16 protein-coding genes are annotated in these 17,705 nt (G+C 68.2%); 10 read left to right on the top strand and 6 right to left on the bottom strand.

All coding sequences use genetic code 11. From position 1 onward, the window contains the following. Positions 1 to 3 precede the first annotated feature (3 nt). Positions 4 to 918 (bottom strand): myo-inosose-2 dehydratase, encoded by a 915-nt coding sequence (iolE, locus tag FGX59_RS17465; RefSeq protein ID WP_138468424.1) that lies wholly within the window; start codon positions 916 to 918, stop codon positions 4 to 6. Between the two features lie 92 nt (positions 919 to 1,010). Between iolE and FGX59_RS17460 the strand changes: the two genes are divergently transcribed. After that, positions 1,011 to 2,036, top strand: coding sequence for a LacI family DNA-binding transcriptional regulator (locus tag FGX59_RS17460; RefSeq protein WP_171060689.1), 1,026 nt, complete (start codon positions 1,011 to 1,013; stop codon positions 2,034 to 2,036). Between the two features lie 295 nt (positions 2,037 to 2,331). Here FGX59_RS17460 and FGX59_RS17455 read toward each other — a convergent pair whose 3' ends face one another. Further along, complete coding sequence (locus FGX59_RS17455; RefSeq protein WP_138468422.1) at positions 2,332 to 2,784, bottom strand: NUDIX hydrolase; 453 nt, start codon at positions 2,782 to 2,784, stop codon at positions 2,332 to 2,334. Between the two features lie 590 nt (positions 2,785 to 3,374). Here FGX59_RS17455 and FGX59_RS38155 point away from each other — a divergent pair. After that, complete coding sequence (locus FGX59_RS38155; protein ID WP_206078376.1) at positions 3,375 to 3,620, top strand: uracil-DNA glycosylase family protein; 246 nt, start codon at positions 3,375 to 3,377, stop codon at positions 3,618 to 3,620. A gap of 1,700 nt (positions 3,621 to 5,320) precedes the next feature. Then, positions 5,321 to 6,550 (top strand): MFS transporter, encoded by a 1,230-nt coding sequence (locus tag FGX59_RS17445; protein ID WP_138468420.1) that lies wholly within the window; start codon positions 5,321 to 5,323, stop codon positions 6,548 to 6,550. Position 6,551: 1 nt separating this feature from the next. On the opposite strand, the gene FGX59_RS17440 is transcribed toward FGX59_RS17445, so the two are convergent. Next, positions 6,552 to 7,172 carry an HAD-IA family hydrolase gene (locus FGX59_RS17440; RefSeq protein ID WP_138468419.1) on the bottom strand — a complete coding sequence of 207 codons (621 nt, stop codon included), beginning with the start codon at positions 7,170 to 7,172 and terminating at the stop codon, positions 6,552 to 6,554. Between the two features lie 215 nt (positions 7,173 to 7,387). Between FGX59_RS17440 and FGX59_RS17435 the strand changes: the two genes are divergently transcribed. Then, positions 7,388 to 8,008, top strand: a complete 621-nt coding sequence (locus tag FGX59_RS17435) for a TetR/AcrR family transcriptional regulator (protein ID WP_138468478.1) — start codon at positions 7,388 to 7,390, stop codon at positions 8,006 to 8,008. A 109-nt stretch (positions 8,009 to 8,117) separates the two neighbouring features. On the opposite strand, the gene FGX59_RS17430 is transcribed toward FGX59_RS17435, so the two are convergent. Continuing rightward, entirely contained in the window at positions 8,118 to 8,537 is a 420-nt protein-coding gene (locus tag FGX59_RS17430) for a cytochrome c family protein (protein ID WP_138468418.1), read from the bottom strand. Positions 8,538 to 8,882: 345 nt separating this feature from the next. On the opposite strand from FGX59_RS17430, the gene idi reads away from it, so the two are divergent. Both idi and FGX59_RS17420 read left to right on the top strand, forming a co-directional pair. Next, positions 8,883 to 9,413 (top strand): isopentenyl-diphosphate Delta-isomerase, encoded by a 531-nt coding sequence (gene idi / locus FGX59_RS17425; RefSeq protein ID WP_138468417.1) that lies wholly within the window; start codon positions 8,883 to 8,885, stop codon positions 9,411 to 9,413. A gap of 13 nt (positions 9,414 to 9,426) precedes the next feature. After that, the gene (locus FGX59_RS17420) at positions 9,427 to 10,248 is read left to right on the top strand and encodes a class I SAM-dependent methyltransferase (protein ID WP_138468416.1); all 822 of its coding nucleotides are present in this window, start codon (positions 9,427 to 9,429) and stop codon (positions 10,246 to 10,248) included. A 52-nt stretch (positions 10,249 to 10,300) separates the two neighbouring features. Here the strand turns inward: FGX59_RS17420 and FGX59_RS17415 are convergent, their stop codons facing one another. Continuing rightward, the gene (locus FGX59_RS17415) at positions 10,301 to 10,816 is read right to left on the bottom strand and encodes an invasion associated locus B family protein (protein WP_138468477.1); all 516 of its coding nucleotides are present in this window, start codon (positions 10,814 to 10,816) and stop codon (positions 10,301 to 10,303) included. Positions 10,817 to 10,991: 175 nt separating this feature from the next. Next, on the bottom strand, positions 10,992 to 11,867 hold the full coding sequence (gene serB / locus FGX59_RS17410; protein WP_138468415.1) for a phosphoserine phosphatase SerB: 876 nt from the start codon (positions 11,865 to 11,867) through the stop codon (positions 10,992 to 10,994). Positions 11,868 to 12,614: 747 nt separating this feature from the next. Between serB and FGX59_RS17405 the strand changes: the two genes are divergently transcribed. The 4 genes from FGX59_RS17405 (at position 12,615) to FGX59_RS17390 (ending at position 17,691) form a co-directional block, all read left to right on the top strand. Beyond that, positions 12,615 to 13,769 (top strand): phosphoserine transaminase, encoded by a 1,155-nt coding sequence (locus FGX59_RS17405; protein WP_138468414.1) that lies wholly within the window; start codon positions 12,615 to 12,617, stop codon positions 13,767 to 13,769. A 138-nt stretch (positions 13,770 to 13,907) separates the two neighbouring features. Further along, entirely contained in the window at positions 13,908 to 15,500 is a 1,593-nt protein-coding gene (gene serA / locus FGX59_RS17400) for a phosphoglycerate dehydrogenase (RefSeq protein ID WP_138468413.1), read from the top strand. A 133-nt stretch (positions 15,501 to 15,633) separates the two neighbouring features. Continuing rightward, positions 15,634 to 16,494 (top strand): metallophosphoesterase, encoded by an 861-nt coding sequence (locus FGX59_RS17395; protein WP_138468412.1) that lies wholly within the window; start codon positions 15,634 to 15,636, stop codon positions 16,492 to 16,494. Between the two features lie 15 nt (positions 16,495 to 16,509). Next, the gene (locus FGX59_RS17390) at positions 16,510 to 17,691 is read left to right on the top strand and encodes an acetyl-CoA C-acyltransferase family protein (RefSeq protein ID WP_138468411.1); all 1,182 of its coding nucleotides are present in this window, start codon (positions 16,510 to 16,512) and stop codon (positions 17,689 to 17,691) included. Positions 17,692 to 17,705 lie beyond the last annotated feature (14 nt).

Raw genomic sequence — 17,705 nt, 5'->3', positions numbered from 1 at the left:
GCGTCAGACGGCCTGGGCCTGCAAAATCTGGTCGGTCACGAAGCGGAAGGCGCGGGAAACGGTCTCTGCCGGGGACGCCTTGGCAGGGTCCTGCTCGGCCTCGACCACTAGCCAGCCGCTGTACTGGCCGGAGGCGAGGAAGCGCGCGAGCGGGGCGAAATCGACCGAGCCGTCGCCCGGCACCGTGAACATGCCCATCCGCACGCCGTCATTGAAGCTGAGGCTTTCGGCGCGGACGCGGGCGAAGACATCGGCGCGGACATCCTTCAGATGGACATGCCCGATGCGCGGCCCGAATTCCGTGATCAGCGCGGCGTAATCGAAGCCGCCCGCCGCGGCATGGCCGGTGTCGAGCAGGAGCCCGACCGACGGGCCGGTCGCGGTCATGACGCTGCGTACCTCGTCCAGCGTCTCGGCCACCATCATCAGGTGATGGTGATAGACCAGCCGCAGCCCGAAATCCGCTTCCAGCCAGTCGGCGAATTCTGTCAGCCGGGCGCCATAAGCCGCAAAGTCACCAAGGGTCAGCCGCGCCGGAAGCGGCACGTCGAGCGCATCCTCCGCCATGTGCCCGCATTCGCCATAGACCAGGACCTCCGCGCCGAGCGCCTTCAGGAGCGCCGCATGCGGCCGGACCGCTTCCTTCTCGGCTTCGACGTCCCGCTCCGCCAGGAAGCCGGAATGCCAGCCGGAGACGAAGCTCAGCCCATGGCGCTTCAGGAGCGCCGCCAGCGCGCCCGCCTCTGCGGGAAAGGCGCGGCTCATCTCGACGCCCGCGAAGCCGGCGGCCTTCGCCTCGGCCAGGATGGTTTCGGCCGAGATGCCCTCGCCCAGATCGGCCAGCACCTCGTTCACCCAGGACAGCGGGCTGACGCCCAGCCTGATCCTGCCGCCCAGATGGGCGCTCCTGTCGTTCATCTGTGATCCTCCCATTCGTTGAGGAAGGTTTACCTGAACCAATCCCGTCAATGCAGCTTGCAAAAAGAAGGGATCCTTTCAAAATGGCGCCCATGACAAGCAAGACCACCCTCACCGCCATTGCCGAGGCTGCCGGCGTCAGCCTCTCCACCGTCGACCGGGTCATCAACCGCCGCGGCGGCGTCTCGCCGAAGGCCGAGGCCAGGGTGCTGGAATGGGCCTCGAAACTGGAGCTCGACCGCCGCCTGTTCCGCGCGCACCTGCCGCTCCTGCGGATCGCCGTGGTCATGTACCCGCCGGAGAACCCGTTCTTCGCGGCGCTGCGCGAGGCCTTCTCGGCACTCGACACCTCGATGGCCGATCTCAGGATGAGCCTCGCGGTCAGCTGCCTGCCCCCGACCGAGATCGAGGCGATCGAGCGCCGGATCGCCGAGGCGGCGGCCAGTCATGACGGGCTGGTGATCTGCTGCCCCGACCATCCGCGGCTGGCCGACGCGCTGCGCCGCGCCTCGCAGCGCATTCCGGTGGTGACGCTGGTGACGGATGTACCCGCGTCGGGGCGGATCGCCTATGTCGGGCCGGACAACCGCCAGATCGGCCGGGTCGCGGGCGAGCTGATGGGCCGGTTCCTCGGCCGCGAGGGCGGCAAGGTGCTGGTGATGCTCGGGCTGAGCCGCATCCAGGGCCACCAGGACCGCGAGATCGGCTTCCGCTCCGTGCTGCGCGAACGCTTTCCGGCCTGCCGCATCGTCGAGATCCTGGAAAGCGAGGAGGACCGCGACCGCGCCGGGCGGCTGGTGCGCCGCGCGCTGGCGGACGATTCTGAGATCCGCGGCATCTACAACGTCTCCGCCGGAAACCACGCGATGGCGCAGAGCCTGCGGGCGCTGGGACTGGAGGCGCAGGTGACCTTCATCACCCACGAGCTGACCCCGGTCAGGCGGCAACTCCTGCGCGACGGGCTGCTCGACGCGGTGATCGACCAGAACCCGCGGCTGGAGGCCATCCGTGCCGTCGACATCCTGGCTGACCATTTCCGCCGAAGCGAGAAGCCGCTGGCGGAAACCCCGTTCACGCCCTTCGAGATCTACCTGCGCGAGAACTGCCCAGGGGAATGACAAGGATGGCTGCGGCGGACCGTTTTTATGTGGTTGCTGGTCGGGCGCGCTGCGCCGCCGCATGTCCGCCTGCCGCGATGGCTCATCTTTGACACGTCGAGCCCGGCGCCGCCGCTACCGGCAGGAAAGGGGCTGAGCGCGGGCGCTCCAGGAGGCAGGCGCGACCGGCTGGTCTCGCCCTTCTGCTCGGCATCGTGAAATCCGATGAACCATCGGCGCCGTGGCCAGGCTTCCGCGCTGCCGCAAGGCTGGTCAGAGCCCCAAAGCGGTCATTTGGACGCTGTCGGAGCCAAGCTCATAGTGCGATTTCAGCACCCTGCCGAGCGACCGTTGCCACATCGAGGCTGAGTGCAAGTTCCTCTCCCTCCAGCGCGTTTAGCGGAAACCAACGAGCCTCCAAGGCATCATCACCGGCAATTGGCTCACCAGATACCCAAGCGCAGAGGACTGCCACAAGGACGTAGTGATGGCGCACTATTCCGTTCTCATCATGATCGAGTGCATCGACTGCCGTGAAAACGCGCTGCGCTGTCGCCCGTACTCCAGTTTCCTCGAAAAGTTCCCGGGTTGCGGCATCTTGGAGGCATTCCCCGAGGTCTACTTTTCCTCCGGGAAAGCCCCACTTACCTACATCTGGCGGATTGGCGCGGCGCACCAGCAGTACGTGACCATCCTTGAATACTGTAGCGATTGTCGCGACGACAGGCCGGACCGGAACAGGATCTATATTGGTCACGTCCGTTAGCATGCTGAATCCTTTGCTCTAGACCAAGCGGACCTTCCGCTAGCAAGGGAGAGAGGCCGACGCGCACAGAAACGCATTTGTTAATGAATGGCAAGTTTGTGGGCGCCCCATCGGCCAGCACGCCGGGTGCTGCGGGGCGGGCCGAGCGGCTGCTTCAGGGAAGGCCGCAGCGCGGCGGCGTCGAAATATGAACGACTGGACTGCAGTGTGGCCACGCGATCCTCGGGCTGGCTTGGGCAGTTCCCGAGCGACCGCTTCCTGCGCTCATCCGCCGGACAGGGGTGCGCCGGCGAACGGCAGGTCATGAGACGCGTGCAAAACGCCCAAGAATCTGGCATGGGCGAGGTCGAAAGATACCGCAATCAAGAAATCTGCGCCAAAGCGACCGCCTGTCAGTCTCCCGAGCGCTCTGCGCAGCTCAAAAATCTATATTGAGTCTTCTCCTCCGAATCATCGAATTTTTCGAACGTTGTCAGTCCTGTGTTCGTTCGTATAGAGAATTTAGAGGATATAGGATATACTTCCCGGGCTACGACGCGCGCGGCGCCGACCTGCCGCCCCCGCCGGTCTGCTGGGAGACCTGGCATGGCGCGGTGCTCGAGGAGATCGGTCCGGTCCCCCTGCGGCTCGTCATCGGCGGCTACGCGATCAAGCGGCATCTGGGGCTGAAGGGCCCGCTCTCCGGCATCGTCTCCGGCTGGCGCGCCCATGCGCCGGGCACCTTCGTGCTGCCGCATCCCTCCTGGCGGAACAACGCCTGGCTGAGGCGCAACCCCTGGTTCGAGGCCGAGCTCCTCCCCGCCCTGCGATCGGCCGTCCGGGACGCCCTCCGCGGCTAGATGCGGCCCTCCCCGCGGCATGCGGGAGCTTGCCGGACATCCGGTGGCCTCAATGTGCCGCCGGACGCAGCCGGGACATGCCCTTGACCTACCGGATGCCCGCGAACCGCAGCGTCGCAAATGCCTGGCCTTGCTGGAGTGCGGCGCACGGACCCGTCGCGGCGAACGGCTCGCGCCGAAGACAATCGCCGCCAAGATCTACCGCGTCTGCGCCATGTACGCATGGTTTGCCGAGAAGGGCTGGTTCCGCGGCGATCTTGGCCCCAGCGCGCTCCGCAAGCGCGGGTATCGCCGTGGCAGAGCGTCAGGCGGGGCTCACTCCCGCACGGGCGGCAACGAGGGAACGTTGCTCGGCCCCACCGGCTCTGCCTTGGCAGTGGTGCGGGGAAGGAGCTCGGCCGGACTCCCGCGAACCCTGACAGCATCCGATCTGCGCAAGCTGGAGGACACCCTCGCCAGGAGCATCGCCGCGGCGGATGAGGGCAGCGCGCGCCGCGACCAGCACATGCGCGACCAGCGCGTCTTCTCCGCCGGCCGTATCGCCGGGCTCCGCGTGTTGGAGATCCCGCGGCTGCGCCTCGAAAGAACCGGCCAGGACAGCTCGCCGAGATCGAGCCCCCCGTCGCATGACCCTTGGCGAGGATGAAAGAACGCGTCCGGCGCCGTCGCGACGGCATTGCATCGCGGACGTCCTCGACCGGGAGAAGAGCCGGGACGACGATCCCCGGGCACATGCCTGGATCGTGGAAGGGCCCGGCGGGGAGAGCCGGCTGCAGGCCCGCACACCGGAAGGCGGCACGGCCGGCGCGCAACCTCTCCTTCCTCGCGGGTCAGGGCCTGCGCGCTGTGTCCGGAGCCGGGCATCTGCACCACATGCGTGGCGATCCGGCATAAGGAGCAGCTGGTCATGTGGCCCGGGACAGGCGCGCTGCGCCCGGAACACGCGCGCCGGCCGAGCCCCCTCCGGTCTCTGGCAGGGGGCTGAAAAAGGACTCCAGTGCCTCGTCGTGGAGGAATTCGTTCCGGATCTGGTCAGGTGATTTCTTCAGGGATGGGCAAGTCCAGCCGATTTTAGGACGATTGTTCCAGTCTTGCCCCAGCTCATCGGCCAAACGGACCTTTTCAGCATCCTGCCAGGCAATCGCATTTGCCTCCGGGCCGCGCATCTCGGCAACGCCGGGCGCCGCGACGGTGCCCGGCGTGCCGCCCGGGTCTCGACGCGGCGGCCCTGAGCGGCAAGCTCGATCCGGGCAAAGCGAAGGCGGCCAGCGCCGTCCGCAACCTGCCGGTCCTCCGGACCCGGCCAAGTGCGGGTGCCGGCCCTCCGCGCCCCCCCGCCTTGGCGGCGACGGGAGCGGAAGAATTGCCGTCCGGCGCCCGGCTCATGGCCATATTGCGGGTGGCGGCGGAGATCATGGAATGTCACGGAGCGGCGGGATGCCGACCTGCACTGGGTTGCCGCGGCTGCCGAACGCCCGGACCCGGCAGAGCCGCCGCCCGCGTCCGAAGATCTGCGGGCCGGCCGGCGGAACACCATTGCCCGGACCGACGGGCGCCGTTCCAGTGCGCGGCGGGCGGCCGCCTCTGCAATCTGACGAGGCGGAGGCCCGGAGCGGCGGCCGGGCCGCATCGCCGGACGTGATGGCCGCGATCAGCAAATGGCATTTGACGGATCCCGGAAAGGGCGGCATTGCTGACCCATGACACGCGCCCCCCTCCTCACGCCGGTCCTGATCTCGGGCTGCATCATCATGCTCGTGAGCTTCGCCATCCGCGCGAGCTTCGGCGTCTTCCAGATCCCCATTGCCGAGGAATTCGGCTGGCTCAGGACGGATTTCTCGCTGGCCATCGCCATCCAGAACCTCGCCTGGGGCATCGGGCAGCCCTTCTTCGGCGCCATCGCCGAGAAGATCGGCGACCGCAAGGCGATCATCATGGGCGCCGTGCTCTACGCCTTCGGGCTCGTCGCCTCCTCGCTCTCGACCCTGCCGATCCAGCACCAGCTCTTGGAGGTGGCAGTCGGGTTCGGCATCGCCGGGACCGGCTTCGGCGTGATCCTGGCGGTCGTCGGCCGCGCCTCGGCGCCCGAGCACCGCTCCATGTCGCTGGCCATCGCCACCGCCGCGGGCAGCGCGGGCCAGGTCGTGGGCGCGCCGGTCGCCGAATGGCTCTTGTCGATGATGGCCTGGCAGCAGGTCTTCCTGGTCTTCGCCGCCGCGATCATCGCCGTGCTCGCCGCGCTGCCGCTGATGCGCGCGCCGGTGGCGCCGAAGGCGGAGATCGAGGAGAGCCTCGGCCAGATCCTCAAGCGCGCGCTGCGCGACCCGAGCTATGCGCTGATCTTCTTCGGCTTCTTCTCCTGCGGCTACCAGCTGGCCTTCATCACCGCGCATTTCCCGGCGCTCGTTGCCGAGATGTGCGGGCCGATCGCCGACGGCTCCCTGCTGGCCGCGATCGGGGTCAATACCACCTCGGCGCTCGGCGCGGTCTCGATCGCGGTGATCGGCCTGGCCAATATCGCGGGCACGCTGACCGCGGGCTGGCTCGGCAACCGCTTCCAGAAGAAGTACCTGCTCTCGGCGATCTATGTCGGGCGCACGGCGATCTCGGCCTGGTTCATCGCCATGCCGATCACGCCGACGACCGTGCTGGTCTTCTCGGTCATCATGGGCGCGCTGTGGCTTGCCACGGTGCCGCTGACCTCGGGGCTGGTCGCGCATCTCTACGGGCTGCGCTACATGGGGACGCTCTACGGGATCGTGTTCTTCTCCCACCAGCTCGGCAGCTTCCTCGGCGTCTGGCTGGGCGGGCGGATGTACGACCTGACCGGCGACTATACCGCCGTCTGGTGGGTGGGCGTGGGCGTCGGCGCCTTCAGCGCCATCGTGCACCTGCCGGTGCGCGAACGCCCCCTGCCCGTGCCGGCCTGATCTAGGCCGCCTCCGCCGCGCTCAGGAGCCCCTTGGCAACCAGGGTCTCCGCCCAGCCCTCGGGGCCGGTGAAGTGGTGCACCTGCCAGCCGCGCGCGGCGGCCGCGGCGATGTTGTCGGCGCGGTCATCGGCGAAGAGCAGGCGGCCGGGCGCCAGGCCGCAATCCTCCTCCACCATCTCGTAGATCCGCGGATCGGGCTTGATGACCTTCATGTGGCCCGAGATGTAGCGGCGGTCGAACTCGCCGAGGAACGGGTACTGGGTCGCGGCATAGTCGAAGCTGCCGATGCCGAAATTGGTCAGCGCGAAGACCGGCACGCCCTTGGCGCGCAGCGCCCGCAGGAGACGGACCGAGCGCGGGATCTCCGGGCTCGCCAGCTCGATCCAGTTGTCGTGCCATTGCCGGATCTCGGCGCGGAAGGCGGGATGGGCCTCGGCGGTCTCGTAGATCGTGGCGGTGAAATCCTCGCCGCGGTCGACCCGGTCGTTCATCGCGTGCAGATCGACCGCAGCGAACATCTCGCGCCGCCGCGCCTCGCCCGCCACGCGGTCGTAGTACCGCTCGGGCTGCCATTCGATCAGCACGTTGCCGATGTCGAAAATCACTGCATCCACCGTCATCGCCACCTCCTGCATCGTTCCGGCCGCTCCGTGATAGCGCGGCGCCGCCGCCGGGGCAGCGGGCATCGGGTCGCGGGGGCCGCAGCGGCTGCACGGTCCGATTGAACCAGGCAGTTCACTTCAACTCGCGAACCGGACATACTATCTGGAAGGAGCAGGCTCCGCCGGGGATGCCGGATGCCTGCCGAATAGCCGGAGGACCGAGCTTGAACGACATGAGCCACGAAGTGAAACGCGGGCGCAAATACGACCAGGTGGTCGCGGGCGCCCGCGAAATCTTCATGCAGCAGGGCTATGAAGGCGCCAGCGTCGATGCGATCGCGCGCGCTGCGGGAGTGTCGAAGGCGACGCTCTACAGCTATTTCGCCGACAAGCGGCAGCTTTTCCTGGAGATCGCCAGCTGCGAATGCCAGCGCCAGAGCGAACAGGCCCAGGCACTGGCCCAGAGCGGGCGGACGGTGCGCGAGACGCTGACCGACATCGCCGAACGGCTGACCGGCTTCGTGCTGTCGGAATTCGGCCAGAGCGTGTTCCGGCTCTGCGTTGCCGAATCCGAGCGCTTTCCCGAGCTCGGCCGCGCCTTCTACCGCTCGGGCCCCGAGCAGGCGCGCCGTTGCATCGCCGAATATTTCCGCAATGCGGTGGCGGCGGGCGATCTGGACATCGACGACTGCGAGTTTGCCGCAGAGCAGTTCACCGAGCTCTGCAAGGCGCATCTGTGGACCCGGCTGATGTTCAACATGGTCTCCGAGGTCACGCCGGAGGAGGTCGACCGGATCATCACCGCGGCGGTCGACATGTTCCTGGCGCGCTACGGCACCGGCAGCGCGCGCTGAGACCGGGGTGGCGCCTGCGCGGGGGCAGGCGCGGGACAGGGCCTGGCCCTGCCCTCCCGGCAGCGGGGCCGGACCGTCGGCCCCGCCGCAGGCGACCGGAACAGGCGCCCTAGTCGAGCGACTCGAAGAAGGCCCAGATGTCGCGGGCGTCCTCTTCCTTGCGCAGGCGGAAGGTCATCTTGCCGCGCGACTTGTGCCCGAGCACCTCCGACAGGAAAGCGCTGGGATCCTGGACATAGGTGACGAAGGCCTCCTCGTCCCAGGCCGTGCCGGCCGCATGCGCCTCTTCGAAGGCGTCGGAATAGGCGAAATCCTCCACCGAGCCCATCACCCGCCCCGGCAGCCCGTAGAGATTCGGACCGGTCCGGGCATTGCGCCCGGCCAGCACCTCGCCTGCGTCATTGCGGACCACATGGCAGGCCTGGCACTGCTTGAACGCGGCCTCGCCCGCGGCGGGATCGCCCTCGGCCAGGGCGGGCGCCGCGAGGAGCAGGAGCGCGGCAAGGGGGGAAACGGTACGGTAGGGCATGTCGGGCCTTTCCTGTCATGGGGAGATGGGGGATTGCGCGATCTACCGCGGCACGTTAGCCGGCCTGCCGCGCCGGGCCAGCGCAAACGGCGCGGCGGCCGCGAAAAAGCGACCAAAGCACCAGCCCGGCCGCTGCGGGCGCCACCTTGGTGGCGAAACCGGGCCGCTGGCAGGATATGCCGCAGGGGCAATGCCTTAGCCTGTGTCATGATGTCGGCGTGCAAACCCGGTGCAACCCCGCTTAGATTGCTGGCAGCCGGTTAGGCGACCAAGACCTCCGCCGCTCGCGGCTTTCCGGGCTGACGCCCTCCGACCAGTTAGAGTCCCGCAACCAAGACCGACCGCATGACAGACAAGATCCCGGCATGGGTCAATGGCAAGCTGACGCCTCTCGACAAGCTCGAGGTGCACCGCAACGGGCTGAAGCACCCGGCGGTGTCGGTCTTTGTCATGGACGGACAGAACGTGCTGATCCAGCGCCGCGCGATGTCGAAGTACCACACGCCGGGGCTCTGGGCGAATACCGTCTGCACCCATCCGAAATGGAACGAGAAATCCTCCGACTGCGCCGTCCGGCGGCTGCGCGAGGAGCTTGGCATCACCGGGCTCTACCCGGCGCTGCGCGACACGGTGGAATACCGCGCCGAGGTCGGCAACGGCATGATCGAGCACGAGGTGGTCGACATCTTCATCGCCCATGCCAACAAGCAGATCCCGGTGAAGCCCAATCCCGAGGAAGTGATGCAGGTCGAATGGATCGGCATCTACGACCTGGCCGCCGAAGTGGCCCGCCGTCCGGCGCGCTTCACCCCCTGGCTGCGGATCTACATGGACGAGCACAAGGACCGGATCTTCGGAACGCTGGTCAAGGTCTGAGAGGAGGACCGGCATGGACCGCCAGGCGATCGACGATCTCTATCACGCGCATCACCGCGACGGCTGGGGCTCGGTGGCCGAGGACGAGCTGGAATTCTTCCAGTCGGTCATCGCCGCCGACCGCCCCGGAAACTTCATCGAGGTCGGCACCGCCTCGGGGCTCTCGGGCGGGTTCCTCGCGCGCTTCCTGGCCGAGAATGGCGGCAGGCGCCTGGTCACGCTCGATTTCGAGGAGCAGTTCTTCGGCGACCGCAGCCGCCAGGTCGGGTTCCAGATCGACCCGGTGAAGGGCGACGCGGCAATCGAGGTGGCGCGCTACCGCGGCATCACGCTGCTCGACCTGCCCGAGGACGTCACGGGGTTCGACATGGGCTTCGTGGATGCCAACCACCAGCATCCCTGGCCGCTTCTCGACACGCTGCTGCTGCATCCGCGGATGCCCCGGGGCGGCAAGCTCTTCCATCACGACCTGAAGCTCTACCGCGATGACGGGCATTTCAACTCGATCGGGCCGAAGCACTGCTACGACCAGTTCCCCGACAGCCACCGCCATGTCTCGGCGGCGCGCGGCGGCAACAGCTACTGGCTGGATCTGTCGATGAGCCGGGAAGAGCTGGGCGCGCGGGGCGCGGCCGGGCTGCTGATCCCCTGGACGCTGATGGAGCCGCTGCCGGAGGCGCAGATCGAGGCGGCCGCGGCCCAGCTCGGGCGCCATTACGGCCCCGCTCTGCGCGACACGTTCCTGACGGCGGCGGCGCGGTTCAACTGGATCCGCATCTCGCGGCCGAAGCGCATCATCGGCAAGCTCAAGCGCCGCTTCGCGGCGGCGGGATGATCCCTCCCCGCCTGGTCTCCAGGCGGGGCCGGGACGGCATGGGACGCCGGGCCTACTGGCCGCAGCGGCGCTCCGCATCCTCGTAGGCAGCGGTGAAGCCCATCAGCGAGAACGTGTCGCGGGTGGTGGTGCCGGAGCGTTCCGACACGCCGGTCACGACCGCCTGCGCGCCGCCCTTCATGGCCTGGGCGATCTGCCGGTCCTGCTCGGCCGAGGTGGCCCAGGCGACCTCGCCCTCGGCGAAGAGATCGAACTTCGAATCACCGATTTCGACGGTCACCGGCTCGCCGTCGGCGAACTCGTATCCGCCCATGAACGACACCTCGCCCATGCCGCCGCCGCCATTGGCGTCCTTCGGCCAGAACGAGACGAACAGGAAGATGTCGCCGCGCCTCACCGCGACCGGACGTCCTTCGCGCGTGGCGGTGGATTTGCCCGCCTCCGGCGCCGCGACGACCCAGCACTGCTTGGGATCGTCCTCGACATAGATCGTCCAATCGGTCTTCGCTCCGACCGGATTGTTGGCAACCTGTGCCACGGCGGGCGTCAGCCACAGGCCGAGCCCCATCCACAGTCCGAGCACCAGACGATTGATCAATTCCGCCTCCTAAACCTCTTGCGCCCCTGGGCGGACCGCTCTTGGCGGCGGCCTGACCGGAGCATGCCTCAGTCGCCGCGACAGTAGCGCAGCTTTCCGACGATTCCAAATGCAGCCCCGGCCATATGAGGCCCGGCTGCAGCGCTCACAGCACGAAATCCGCCTTGGCATAGCCTTGCAGATAGAGCAAGGCCGTCAAATCTCCGTGATTGATGCGGAGATCGGCCTGGGCGGCCACGGAGGGCTTCGCATGGAGTGCAACGCCTGCCCCCGCACCGTGCAACATGCCCAGATCATTGGCACCGTCGCCAACCGCGATCACGTCTTCGGGGCCGATTCCGAGCCGCGCGCTGATCTGGTGGAGCGCCTCGACCTTGGCCTCGCGGCCGAGGATCGGGCGGCCGACCTCGCCGGTCAGCTTGCCGCCCGCGGCGATCAGCGTGTTGGCGCGGTGCTCGTCGAAGCCGAGCTCGGCCGCGACGCGTTCGGTGAAGGCGGTGAAGCCGCCCGAGACCAGCGCGGCATGCCCGCCCGCGGCCTTCATCGTGGCGATCAGCACCTTGCCGCCCGGCGCCATGGTGATGCGCGCGTCATAGACCTCGGCGATCACGCTTTCCGGCAGCCCGGCCAGCAGCCCGACCCGCTCGGTCAGGGCGCCCTCGAAATCCAGCTCGCCATTCATCGCCCGCGCAGTGATGTCCTTCACCCGCGCGCCGACGCCCGCCATGTCCGCCAGCTCGTCGATGCATTCCTGGCCGATCATCGTGCTGTCCATGTCCGCCAGCAGCATCTTGCGGCGGCGCCCCTCGGCGGGCTGCAGGGCCAGGTCGATGCCCTCGGCCTGCAGCGCCGACCAGCGCTCCCAGAGATCCGCGGGCCGTTCGGCAAGGGAGAATTCCGCCGCCTCGCCCGGCGCCAGCCAGCGCAGCGCGCCTCCGCCCCAGGCTTCTGCCAGCGCTCCGGCTGTCGCCGCGTCGAGACAGGGCGCGGCTGGGTTGGTCAGGAGCGTGGCGGTGAACATGGGAAGGCCTCCGGATCGGTTCGGCGCCCCTATCCCATGGCTGGCAGCGAAAAACCAGTCCCGCCATGCGGCCCGGCCGGAGGCCCGGATCCGCCGGATCCGGCCGCATTTTAACCAGTTCCGGTCTGCAGGCCTGGCCAGAATTGGCAAATGATTAGACAATTAGCATTACGTAAGCAACTTTGGTATAATTGACGTCGATAGAGTCGAAACTTTATTTCTCATTAACGGTTCAGAAAAATAACAGCCGACACGTGACAGAAGGAAATAGTTCCATGCCCATTCCCCGCATCACCTACGACGCGCTCGTCCGCATCTTCGGCGAAGAGCTGATCAGCCGTTTCTACACGCCGATCTCGATCGTGCGCCACTGAGGGGGCGCCGGTTCCGGCGCTCTCCCCTGCCTGCCCGCGCCTGCCGCCCCGGTCGGCGCCTGTCGCAAAACCGCTAGCGCCCGGGCCTTCGCCGCATGGCCGCCCGGACCAAGGACAGGAGATTTGCGACACGCCGCGCCCCCGGCCAATAGACCGGGAACGCGCGCGCTGCCCCTGCATGCAAGGCCCCTGCCCGCCGCCCGCCGTCCCGCCGGCGCGGCCGCAACCGGCGCGCCCGCCGGCCGGAAGGGAATTTCCGCGACAGTCCGGAACCGACGCATTTTGCCACTTGCCCGACTCCCCGGACTGGCGTAGAGGCGGCCTCGGGACACGCTGCCCCAACGCAGCGCGCTTATCTGGAAGGGTACCACCAATGGCTATCACCGCCCCGGCAACGCGTCCGGCCAATCCGCGTTTTTCGTCTGGCCCCTGCGCCAAGATCCCCGGCTTCGAGCTGACCATGCTCGCCGACGCCGCCCTGGGCCGCTCGCACCGCGCGAAGATCGGCAAGGACAAGCTGAAAGCCGCGATCGAGACCACCCGTGACATTCTGGGCGTGCCCGCGGATTACCGCATCGGCATCGTCCCCGCCTCCGACACCGGCGCCGTGGAAATGGCGCTCTGGTCGCTGCTCGGCGCCCGCAAGGCCACCATGGTCGCCTGGGAATCCTTCGGCGCCGGCTGGGTCACCGACGTCGTCAAGCAGCTGAAGATCGACGCCGAAGTGAAGACCGCCGAGTACGGCGAAATCGTCGACTTCGCGACGCTCGATTTCGACACCGATGTCGTCTTCACCTGGAACGGCACCACCTCGGGCGTGCGCCTGCCGAATGGCGACGCGATCCCCGCCGACCGCGCCGGCCTGACCATCTGCGACGCGACCTCCGCGGCCTTCGCGCAGGACCTGCCCTTCGACAAGCTCGATGTCGTCACCTTCTCCTGGCAGAAAGTGCTGGGCGGCGAAGCGGCGCACGGCATCCTGATCCTCAGCCCCCGCGCCGTCGAGCGGCTGGAGACCTACACCCCCGCCTGGCCGCTGCCGAAGATCTTCCGCATGACCAAGGGCGGCAAGCTGATCGAGGGCATCTTCGTCGGCGAGACGATCAACACCCCGTCGATGCTCTGCGTCGAGGACTACCTGGTCGCGCTCGACTGGGCCAAGTCGGTGGGCGGGCTGAAGGGCCTGCAGGACCGCGCCAACGCGAATGCCCAGGCGATCTGGGACTTCTGCGCGGCACGCGACTGGATCGACAACCTGGCCGTCGACCCGGCGACCCGCTCGAACACCTCGGTCTGCCTGAAATTCACCGATCCGCGCATCACCGACGGCGCCGTCTTCGCCAAAGCCGTGCAGAAGCGCCTGGAAGCCGAGGGCGTCGCCCTTGACGTCGGCGCCTATCGCGACGCGCCCGCGGGCCTGCGCATCTGGTGCGGCGGCACGATCGAGACCTCGGATATCGAGGCGATGCTGCCCTGGCTGGAATACGCCTTCGAGGCGGAAATCGCCGCGCTGGCCGAAACCGCCTGACCGGGTTCCCGGGGCGCCCCCTGCCCCGGACGCTTTCCCCTGACACAGCGCCCCGCCGCCAGAGGCGGGGTCCCGCTCCGGACAGCCGGACGGCGGCCCGATGCCCCGTATCCGGCACCTGCCACAAGGACTAAGACCATGCCCAAGGTTCTCGTCTCCGACGCCCTCTCCGAAACCGCCGTCCAGATCTTCCGCGACCGCGGGGTCGAGGTCGACTTCATGCCGAAGCTCGGCAAGGACAAGGCGAAGCTGCTGGAAATCATCGGCGAGTATGACGGCCTGGCGATCCGCTCGGCCACCAAGGTGACCGCCGACGTGCTGGACGCCGCGACCAACCTGAAGGTCATCGGCCGCGCCGGGATCGGCGTCGACAACGTCGACATCCCGCTTGCCTCCAAGAAGGGCGTGATCGTGATGAACACGCCGTTCGGCAACTCGATCACCACCGCCGAGCACGCCATCGCGATGATGTTCGCCGTGGCCCGCCAGATCCCCGCCGCCGACGCCTCCACCCAGGCCGGCAAATGGGAGAAGTCGCGCTTCATGGGCGTCGAGATCACCGGCAAGACCCTCGGCCTGATCGGCTGCGGCAATATCGGCTCGATCGTCGCCTCCCGCGCGCTCGGCCTGCGGATGAAGGTCCTGGCCTACGACCCGTTCCTCTCCGAAGAGCGCGCCGCCGATCTGGGCGTGACCAAGGTGGAGCTGGACGAGGCCCTGGCCAAGGCCGACTTCATCACCCTGCACGTGCCGAAGACCGAGAAGACCGCCAACATCCTGTCGGCCGAGAACCTCGCCAAGACCAAGAAGGGCGTGCGGATCGTCAACTGCGCCCGCGGCGGCCTGGTCGACGAGGCCGCCCTGGCCGAGCTGCTGAAATCCGGCCATGTCGCCGGCGCCGCCTTCGACGTCTTCTCCGTCGAGCCCGCGACCGAGAACGTGCTCTTCGGCCTCGACAATGTCGTCTGCACCCCGCATCTGGGCGCGGCCACGACCGAGGCGCAGGAGAACGTCGCCCTGCAGGTCGCCGAGCAGATGTCCGACTACCTGATGACCGGCGCCGTGCAGAACTCGCTGAACATGCCCGCGGTGACCGCCGAGGAAGCCAAGGTCATGGGCCCCTGGATCAAGCTGGCCGAGCATCTGGGCAGCTTCGTCGGCCAGCTGACCGACGAGCCGGTGAAGTCGATCAACATCGTCTATGACGGCGTCGCCTCCGAGATGAACCTCAAGGCGCTGGACTGCGCCGTGCTGGCGGGCTTCCTGAAGCCGACCACGCCGGACGTGAACCTCGTCTCCGCCCCGATCATGTTCAAGGAGAAGGGCGTCCATGTCTCGCAGACCAAGCAAGACAAGTCCGGCGCCTTCGACGGCTACATCAAGCTGACCGTCGAGCTGGAGAGCCGCACCCGCACCGTCGCCGGGACCGTGTTCTCCGACGGCAAGCCGCGCTTCATCCAGATCAAGGGCATCAACATCGATGCCGAAGTGGCGCCCTACATGCTCTACACGACCAACAAGGACGTGCCGGGCGTGATCGGCTCGCTGGGCATGACCGTGGGCGAGGCCGGCTACAACATCGCCAACTTCACCCTCGGCCGGACCGGCAACGGCGCCGACGCGATCGCGCTGATCCATCTCGACGAGGCGGTGAAGCCCGAGCTGGTCTCGAAGCTCGAGGCCCTGGGCAAGTTCCAGATGGTCAAGCCCCTGGCCTTCGACCTGGCCTGACGACAGCCGGCCGGACGGCAAGTTGACAGGGCCCCGGGCCCCCGCGGGACATCCCACCGCGGGGGGCCGGGGCCCTCTTGTCTTCCGCTGCGGGAAGGCAGATGGTCCCGGTCATCGAGCAGAAGGTTCCTTCATGACCCGCCGCAGCCGCCCGGCCCGCGGATGGTTCGCCATCCGCCGCCTGCCCCGTACCGTGACCTACGAGGTCGCGGATCCCCGCTGGACCCTGCCGCGGATGCGCGCGGCGGTAATCTCGGATCTGCATGTCGGCGCCCCCTGGGTGACGCTGGATCTGGTCGCGCGGATCGTCGAGCAGGTGAATGCACTCGCCCCCGACATCGTCCTGCTGCCGGGCGACCTGCTGCTCGACCGCAACATGTGGGCCTTCTCGCGCTTCGTCCCGGCCACCGACATCCTGCCGCTGCTGGCGGGGCTCCGCGCGCCGCTCGGCGTCTGGTCGATCCTCGGCAATCACGACTGGGCCGATTGCGACCTCGCCCGCGACACCGACCACCTGCGCAATTCGGTGATCGAGGCGCATGCCGCCGCCGGCCTGCCGCTCCTGCGCAACGAGGCGCGGCACATCCCCCATGGCGACACCGGCTTCTGGCTGGTCGGCAGCGACAGCCAGCGTGCCCGCCGCCATCGCCGCTCCGGCGGCCAGGGCCCGGCCTTCACCAGCTATCTCGACGCCGAAGCGGCCTTTGCCGCCGTGCCCGAGGGCGCCCCAGCGATCCACCTGGCGCATGAGCCCGACTATTTCGCCGAAGCCGACCCCCGCGCCTTCCTGCAGATCAGCGGCCATACCCATGGCGGGCAGATCAAGCTCTTCGGCCGCACCCCGTCGGTGCCCTCCGTCTACGGAAGCCGCTATGTCGGCGGCCATATCCGCGAAAACGGCAACCACCTGGTCGTCTGCCGCGGCATCGGCTATTCCGGCATCCCCTTGAGGATTGGCGTGCCCCCCGAAATCGCTATCGTGACCGTGGGGTAAACGGGAGGAGCACCCATGGAAGAGATCGTCATCCTGGGCGGGGCGCGCACCGCCATCGGCGGCTTCGGCGGCAGCCTGGCGGGCACCGCGCCGATCAAGCTCGGCGCCATTGCCGCCAGCGCCGCGATGGAGCGCGCGGGCGTGGAGCCGGGGCAGATCGGCCATGTGGCCATGGGCCATGTCATCAATACCGAGGCCCGCGACATGTACCTGTCGCGCGCCGCCGCGATGGAGGCGGGCATTCCCGAGGGCACGCCGGCGATGAACGTCAACCGGCTCTGCGGCTCGGGGCTGCAGGCGGCGGTCTCGGTGATCCAGTCGATTGCCCTGGGCGACGCCGAATTCGGCCTGGCGGGCGGCGCCGAGAGCATGAGCCGCGCGCCCTATTCCAGCCAGGCGGTGCGCTGGGGACAGAAGATGGGCGACATGGCCATGCAGGACATGATGGTCGGCGCCCTCACCTGCCCCTTCGGCACCGGCCATATGGGCATCACCGCCGAGAATGTCGCCGCAGAGCACCAGATCAGCCGCGAGGACCAGGACGCCTTCGCGCTGGAAAGCCAGGAGCGCGCGGGCCGCGCCATCGCCGAGGGCCGGTTCCGCGAGCAGATCGTGCCGGTCAAGGTGAAGGTCAGGCGCGAGGAAATCGCCTTCGACACCGACGAGCATCCAAAGGCGACCACGCTGGAGAAGCTGGCCGGGCTGCGGCCGGCCTTCCGCAAGGACGGGTCGGTGACGGCCGGGAATGCCTCGGGGCTCAATGACGGCGCGGGCGCGGTGGTGCTGGCCTCGGCGGAGGCGGCGGCGAAGGCCGGGCTGATGCCGAAGGCGCGGATCCTCGGCTATGCCCATGCCGGCGTGCGCCCCGAGGTGATGGGCATCGGCCCGGTCCCGGCGGTGGAGAAGCTGCTGGCGCGCACCGGGCTCTCGGCCGCGGATTTCGACGTGATCGAATCGAACGAGGCCTTTGCCGCCCAGGCGCTGGCGGTCAGCCGCGGGCTGGGCTTCGACGCGGCGAAGGTGAACCCCAATGGCGGCGCCATCGCGCTCGGCCATCCGGTGGGCGCGACCGGGGCGATCATCCTCGTCAAGCTGCTCTACGAGCTGGAGCGCACCGGCGGCACGCGCGGCCTGGCCACGATGTGCATCGGCGGCGGCCAGGGCATCGCGCTGGCGATCGAGCGCATCGCCGCCTGATTTCCGGGCGGGCG

The sequence above is a fragment of the Poseidonocella sp. HB161398 genome, from assembly GCF_005870025.1.
GTDB lineage: Bacteria > Pseudomonadota > Alphaproteobacteria > Rhodobacterales > Rhodobacteraceae > Mangrovicoccus.
This window is presented reverse-complemented; position numbering and strand designations above follow the sequence as displayed.